This is a genomic window from Cupriavidus sp. (assembly GCF_057315035.1).
This window is the reverse complement of sequence record NZ_DBHKYV010000039.1, coordinates 75,356-81,455: the sequence shown is the minus strand read 5'-3', so window position 1 is coordinate 81,455 and position 6,100 is coordinate 75,356. Positions and strand designations below refer to the sequence as shown.

Sequence of the window (6,100 nt, the reverse complement as noted above, 5' to 3'; positions counted from 1 at the left end):
CTACGGCGTCCGCGCTATCCTTCCTCGCCCTGAAGGACGAGGTTTGACGCGCATTCCGATCAACTGCTGGCGCCATCTCATAAAGTCGTGAAAGTCATTATGTTAGAGCTTCTAAGCGCGTATGCTGGGACTGCCACCTTGGCAAGCAACGCACCAGGAGCAATACCATGGCCAAGAGTCAACTACGCAGCACTCGCGAAGCGAAAAAGCCCAAGCAGCCCAAGAAGCCGTCAGTGCCGGCAACCCCGTTAAGCACGGTTCATTCGCGGGTTGGGAACGAAGGTGTCGCCAAGAAAAAGACGTAAATCGGTTGGGCGCGGACACGCCGCACAGTGATCACACGCAACTTGTAACGTTCACCGCAGGGAATCGATATTTCTACATTGAAGCGCAGACCGCTTCGGGAGGCGCATCATGATTCATCACAACACGGACCCTACTTTCCGAGGGCTTCCGCTCACCGCCGAGCAAGATTCGGAAATCCGTCACTACCTGAACAGGAAGGCCAGGCTGAGCAAGCCATGGAATACCCCGGAGCTGCGCGGGATGCTTGAGGACATGCTGATGCCGCCAAGTACCGAGGACGACAGCCAGAGCGACGTTCCGCCCGACGCGGTGGCCGCCGCAGAGCGCGCAGCCGCGTTCGTCGATCAGGACATGGAGCCAATCGAGGCGTATGAGGAATTGCATGCCGCGATGGAAGCCGAGAGCATGAAAGGCGATACGCATTAGCGGAGCGCCAGCATCCGCGCCAGAGTCTGGCTGCGCCTGTTGATTTGCCGAGCGGCCGGTGGTCCAGCCGCTCAGCATTGTTCTCGCAACGTTCCGTTCATGCGCTCGACACAGGCTCGAATTGGCGCATAGGATGTCGATGTCGAATTCCCGGGCATGGCCTGGGAACGGAGAAATTGACGGTGTTCATTGCGCCCGTGACCATCATGCGTCGATTGCTGCAAGTCCACCTCGTCAATGATGTTTTTGGCGATCCTGGACTCTTCGTAGACTTCCTGGAGGAACGGCGCGCGATGCTGTTCGATCTGGGCGACATCACCGGACTGATGCCGCGGGATTTGATGCGGCTGTCACACGTGTTCGTCACGCATGGACACATGGATCATTTCTCCGGCTTCGACCACCTGTTGCGCGTGCTACTCGGGCGCAAGGACCGTATCGTGCTGTACGGCGGACCAGGATTTCTCGCGCAAATCGAGCACAAGCTGCACGGCTACACGTGGAATGTGGTCCATCGCTATGCAGTCGAGCTGACGATTGAAGCGGTCGAGCTCGGCTTGGACTGGCAGCGGCGCAGCGCCTGCTTTTCCAGCCGGCACAGCTTTGCGAGGCAGAGTGAGGTGCTGATGGGAAGTACTGGCGACATCGTCCACGAGGAGTCAACCTTTCGGGTGCGTGCGTGCTTCGTAGATCATGGAACACCTTGCCTGGCCTACCTTTTGGAAGAGAAGGCACGGCCCGGTATCAACAAGGAGCGGCTGGTCGCGTCAGGCCTGACGACAGGAGCCTGGCTGCGTGAACTGAAGCACGCCGTCCTGACTGGCGCGCCCGACGATGCGCCGATTCTGGTGCAATGGCGCGACCGCAAGGGCGATCACGCGACGACGCGGCAGGTTGGCGAGCTGAGCCGGCTGATCCTTGATGTCGGACCTGGCCGGCGTATCGGCTACGTCACCGACCTGCGCTATTCGGACGAGAACGTGAAAGCGTTGTCGCAACTCATGCAGGGCGTCGACGAGCTGTTCATCGAGAGCGTGTTTCTGGACCAGGACAGCGCTCACGGTTTGCGCAAGAACCATTTGACCGGGGCCCAGGCCGGCCGGATTGCCCGCTGCATGGGTGCCCGCGCGGTAACCCCTTTCCATTTCTCGCCGCGCTATGAGGGCCGCGGCGCCGAATTGGCAGCCGAAGTACGCGCTGCATGGTCCGGCGATGTCGGGAAACATTGTGCATATTACGTCGCCACATAAGTTGGACAATCCCCGGGATTTTGCCTAACTTATAAGGTATCGTATGGGTCATATCAACTCAAATTGCCACATAAATTGGACAATAACGAGGATATTGACTAATATATGTGGCATTATGAAAGCCAAGCTCCCCGCCTTTCCCTCCCTCCTGCGTCAGCTCAAAGACCTTGGTGAGCGTCTCCGGCTCGCCCGCCTGCGTCGCAAGCTGACGACGGAACTCTTCGCTGAACGCATGGGAGTCTCGCGCGAGACGCTCCGACGGCTGGAGAATGGAGACCCCAGCATCGCCATGGGAACCTACGTGCGCGCCCTGCGCGTCCTCGGGCTGGACGGCGATATCGACGCAGTTGCGCGCGATGACACGCTTGGCCGGAAACTGCAGGACTTGGAACTGCCGCAGCCCAAACCCCGCACGGCAAAGATGACAGCACCGCAGAAGAACTATGGCCAAGGCAGCTAACCGCCTCACCTATGAGGTCCACCTCGACGCGCCGGAGCTAGGGGTGAACCAGCTCGTCGGTAAGCTGTACCGTCATGCGACCCGCACGGATTTTCCGCCCGCCTTCGAATATGACCAGGCATGGCTCAAGGGCGAGTTTCGGTTTGCCCTGGACCCGCGGCTCGAGCTATATCGTAGCGAGCAACATCCGCCGGCAGACGCGCCGGCGTTTGGCGTTTTCATGGATTCGGCACCTGACCGCTGGGGCCGCGTACTGATGGAGCGGCGCGAAGCTGCGGCTGCAGAGCGTGATCAGCGCCAAATGCGAACCTTCCATGAGATGGATTTCCTGCTTGGTGTGTTCGACCATACGCGCATGGGCGGCTTGCGCTTCTGTGAGCCTGGTGGCGTCTTTCTTGACAATCACCTGAAAGCGGCGCCGCCGGCTACCGACCTGAAGGAGTTGGCCCATATCAGCCGGCGAATCGAGGAGCCCGGCGTCGAGAAGCTCCCGGAATACGAGCGCTGGCTTGCCATGCTCATCGCGCCCGGCACCTCCCTTGGTGGCGCCCGGCCTAAGGCCAACTTCACCGATGACGACAAGCGGCTGTGGATTGCCAAGTTCCCGGCGAAGGATGACCGCTATGACGTGGGTGGCTGGGAATACCTGATGCACGTTCTATCCAGGAAGGCTGGCATTGTCGTCCCTGAAGCCAGGCTGGAGCACCTGACCAGCAACTACGGCACCTTCTGTTCTTCCCGGTTCGATCGTGTCGATGGAGGTCGCCGGATGTACGCATCGGCGATGACCTTGCTGGAGCGCAGGGACGGTCAGGGGGAGGGTAGCTATCTGGACCTGGTGGAGTTTATTTCTGACCATGGGGCCCAAGGCCATGTGGATGCCGACCTGGCTCAGCTCTTCCGCCGGGTGCTGTTCAACATCCTGGTAGGCAATCGAGACGACCACCTGCGCAACCACGGCTTCATCCGCGAGACGACTGGCTGGCGACTCTCCCCGGTATTCGATGTCAACCCGAACACTGCCAAACAGGAACATGCGCTGGCTATCGACAGCAATAACGCGGCGCCAAACATTGGCGTAGCCATGGAGCAGGCCGAGTTGTATCGCCTGAGCGCGCAAAACGCGCAGGCCGTGCTCGATGAGGTGAAGGGTGCCATTGCCGGGTGGCGCAAGGAAGCAGAGAAGCTGAGGCTTCCTGCCAGCGAGGTCAAACGGATGGAGACGGTCATCCAGGCGTAGGTAAGAAGCGCCGCCAGGTTGATGGCTGGGCGGACACGCGGTCGCTGGCCGATGCACTCCGTCAGGCGGCTTGGCGTAAAGAAAGCGCCACTCGGGGAAAGGTGGCGCTGTTGCATCAGTTCCTCATCGCGTAGCACGTGCTGCTTCGACGACCGTGTTTGCTTGGCCATCCGTCCAGTCAACATAGCTACGGTGCCGGCATTCGCGGAAGCGGGGACCTGGCCAGGGACTGAACGCACTCTTCATCCTGGAGAGCAACGCACAGATCATGCACTGCCCGGCCTCACACATGTTCATCCTCCTTTTGCGCGCCCGATGCTGATGGCGCCTGCGCCGCGATCATCCAGCAGGCGGCGGTAAAGCGAACTTCGGCCCCGTGTACATAGGGCTCGAAGGCGGCGCGAACCGTTTCGATGACTTTCGCGCGCGTGCGGTCATCCACCTGCTGAAGGGCCAGCCCGACGGGACCGAGTCGGGTCAGGTATTCCACCAATCCTTGTTCCGGCAAGGTGCAGGTCACGTCGATCGGCCGGATCTCGATCTCCTGCCAACCGCTTTGTTCAAGGATGCGTTGAACGCGGCCCGGATCAGCGAAGGCAAATTGACCCGGGGCGTCCGGCCGGCGAGCCGGGAGGTCAGGCAGGAGGGACGCAGCCGCGCGCTCAGCCGTCGTCATGAACGGATTCTCCGCCGGGCTGCGCCAGGCAATGCACCGGAGCACGGCACCAGGACTGGCCGCGCGCCGCAGGTTTGCGAAGGCCAGGACCGGGTCGTCGAAGAACATCACGCCGAAGCGCGAAATGATCATGTCGAAGCTTGCCGGCGCGAACACGTGGGTTTGCGCGTTGGCGTGAATGAAGCTGGCTGGCGAGCCCGCCCGTTCGGCGCTCGCGCGTGCGGCGGCGATCATCGGCCCCGAAATGTCGATGCCGACGCAGCGGCTGGCGGCACCGTGCCGCTGGGCAACGGCGAGCGTGGTGGCGCCGGTGCCGCAGCCGACGTCGAGTACCCGGCCTCCGGAGGCGGAAGCGGCGTTGACCAGCAGTTCTTCGAACGGCTGGAACATCGCGTCGAGCCACGCTTGTGCGTCAACCCAGGCGCGTCCGGAGGGGCCATTCCAAAGTCTTGTCTGCTCGTCGGCAGTCTGATCCTTCACATTCATGGTCGTTCCCTTTGCCTACTGGCTTGCCTACAAGAAGAGGAACTGAATTTATACAAGTTCAAGTCGACTTGAGGTCAAGAGAGTTCAAACCTTAGTCGTCGATATGCGTATAGAGCTTGTTGACGATGACCCACTCGCATCCGACTTTCAACAGCGAAAGGAAGTTCTGGTAGCGGAAGTCGCCCATGCGGACGCGCACCTTGGCCGAGGCGATCTTGCCGATGACTTCCACGGATAGTACCGACATGCCATAAGCCTCGTTCAGCGAGGCGGGACTCTTGCGCGATGCCACCCCTTGCAGATAGACGTCGAGCGATTTCTGGATGATCTCCCCGCGCACTTCGGCAAAGAGCTGTGCGGCGGGATGAAAAGTGGTCCGCAGTGCGTTGGCGTCGCCGTCGTAGAGCGCGTCGAGATAGACCTGCAGTTGCTGCAGGATCTGCTGATGGGTCTTGTCGACAGGCCCCTGGGTGAGTGAAGCCGACATTTTCGTTCCTCCTGATGCATGCGAGACCGCACCGCGGCGGTCGGATGCCATTGCGCCGCTATCGGCTGAATGCCGAATAACGGCGCAACGGCGCAACGGCGACTGGGTGGATGCGTCAGGCGGCGGCGCTGGCGGCTTGCAGCACATGCTCGAGTTGCTGCGCGATATCGGCAACCGGGGTGTAACCGGCCGATACGCGGTAGAGCTTGCCTGCGTGGCCCAGCACCAATGCCGGGAAGCTGGAAATGCCCCAACTGCGGGCCAGGCGGAAGTCGTCGACGGTAGCCGCAATGGTGGCTTCGCTGGCCCACGCTGCCAGGAATGTCTGCACGGCGATGTCATGGCCTTGCCGGCCCAGCGCCTGCGTGGCGACTTCGGCCAGTGTCTGGCCATCGGTGGTGTCGCGGGCCTCGACGTAGAACGCGTGCTGCAACGCCCGGAAGACCGCCAGCAGATCGGCCCGCGGGGCAAGCTGGCGCGCCGCTACCACTGCGCGGCAGATCGGCTCCGTATCGTAGACAAAGTTCTCGCGGGCCACGAAGCCATCACGATTGAACGGCAGGCCGCTGACGGCCTCGACGCGGCTCCAGTGCTGCAGGCGAAATTGCTTGCCGGCGTCGTCCAGGATATCGGTGGCACCCGCGCGGATGCCACCCACGACGATGCGAAGTGGCAGTTCGGGGAAGCGTTCGCGGAGCGCCGTCATTTCCTTGCCGAATCCATAGCACCACGAGCACATCGGATCGCCTACGTAGATCAGTTCCATTTG

The 6,100-nt window shown here is 61.4% G+C and carries 7 protein-coding genes; 4 read left to right on the top strand and 3 right to left on the bottom strand.

Features of this window, described 5'->3' with window-relative positions:
* The first annotated feature begins 414 nt into the window (after window positions 1-414).
* The 4 genes from ACO550_RS32010 to ACO550_RS31995 all read left to right on the top strand — a co-directional run bounded on the left by ACO550_RS32010 (window position 415) and on the right by ACO550_RS31995 (window position 3,682).
* The gene (locus tag ACO550_RS32010) at window positions 415-732 is read left to right on the top strand and encodes a hypothetical protein (protein WP_315596222.1); all 318 of its coding nucleotides are present in this window, start codon (window positions 415-417) and stop codon (window positions 730-732) included.
* A 206-nt stretch (window positions 733-938) separates the two neighbouring features.
* Window positions 939-1,982 (top strand): ribonuclease Z, encoded by a 1,044-nt coding sequence (locus ACO550_RS32005; RefSeq protein WP_315596224.1) that lies wholly within the window; start codon window positions 939-941, stop codon window positions 1,980-1,982.
* Between the two features lie 115 nt (window positions 1,983-2,097).
* Window positions 2,098-2,442 carry a helix-turn-helix transcriptional regulator gene (locus tag ACO550_RS32000; protein ID WP_315596221.1) on the top strand — a complete coding sequence of 115 codons (345 nt, stop codon included), beginning with the start codon at window positions 2,098-2,100 and terminating at the stop codon, window positions 2,440-2,442.
* Window positions 2,426-3,682, top strand: a complete 1,257-nt coding sequence (locus ACO550_RS31995; protein ID WP_315596220.1) for a HipA domain-containing protein — start codon at window positions 2,426-2,428, stop codon at window positions 3,680-3,682. The genes ACO550_RS32000 and ACO550_RS31995 overlap by 17 nt, the downstream gene beginning before the upstream one ends.
* Before the next feature lie 283 nt (window positions 3,683-3,965).
* Here the strand turns inward: ACO550_RS31995 and ACO550_RS31990 are convergent, their stop codons facing one another.
* The 3 genes from ACO550_RS31990 to ACO550_RS31980 form a co-directional block, all read right to left on the bottom strand.
* Window positions 3,966-4,844, bottom strand: a complete 879-nt coding sequence (locus ACO550_RS31990; RefSeq protein WP_315596219.1) for a class I SAM-dependent methyltransferase — start codon at window positions 4,842-4,844, stop codon at window positions 3,966-3,968.
* Between the two features lie 91 nt (window positions 4,845-4,935).
* Window positions 4,936-5,331 (bottom strand): nuclear transport factor 2 family protein, encoded by a 396-nt coding sequence (locus ACO550_RS31985; RefSeq protein WP_315596218.1) that lies wholly within the window; start codon window positions 5,329-5,331, stop codon window positions 4,936-4,938.
* Window positions 5,332-5,446: 115 nt separating this feature from the next.
* Window positions 5,447-6,097, bottom strand: coding sequence for a DsbA family protein (locus ACO550_RS31980; RefSeq protein ID WP_315596217.1), 651 nt, complete (start codon window positions 6,095-6,097; stop codon window positions 5,447-5,449).
* Between the last annotated feature and the right edge of the window lie 3 nt (window positions 6,098-6,100).

Coding starts and splice junctions, on each gene's coding strand:
- ACO550_RS32010 (WP_315596222.1), top strand. CDS start 415: ATGATTCATCACAACACGGACCCTACTTTCCGAGGGCTTCCGCTCACC.
- ACO550_RS32005 (WP_315596224.1), top strand. CDS start 939: ATGCGTCGATTGCTGCAAGTCCACCTCGTCAATGATGTTTTTGGCGAT.
- ACO550_RS32000 (WP_315596221.1), top strand. CDS start 2,098: ATGAAAGCCAAGCTCCCCGCCTTTCCCTCCCTCCTGCGTCAGCTCAAA.
- ACO550_RS31995 (WP_315596220.1), top strand. CDS start 2,426: ATGGCCAAGGCAGCTAACCGCCTCACCTATGAGGTCCACCTCGACGCG.
- ACO550_RS31990 (WP_315596219.1), bottom strand. CDS start 4,844: ATGAATGTGAAGGATCAGACTGCCGACGAGCAGACAAGACTTTGGAAT.
- ACO550_RS31985 (WP_315596218.1), bottom strand. CDS start 5,331: ATGTCGGCTTCACTCACCCAGGGGCCTGTCGACAAGACCCATCAGCAG.
- ACO550_RS31980 (WP_315596217.1), bottom strand. CDS start 6,097: ATGGAACTGATCTACGTAGGCGATCCGATGTGCTCGTGGTGCTATGGA.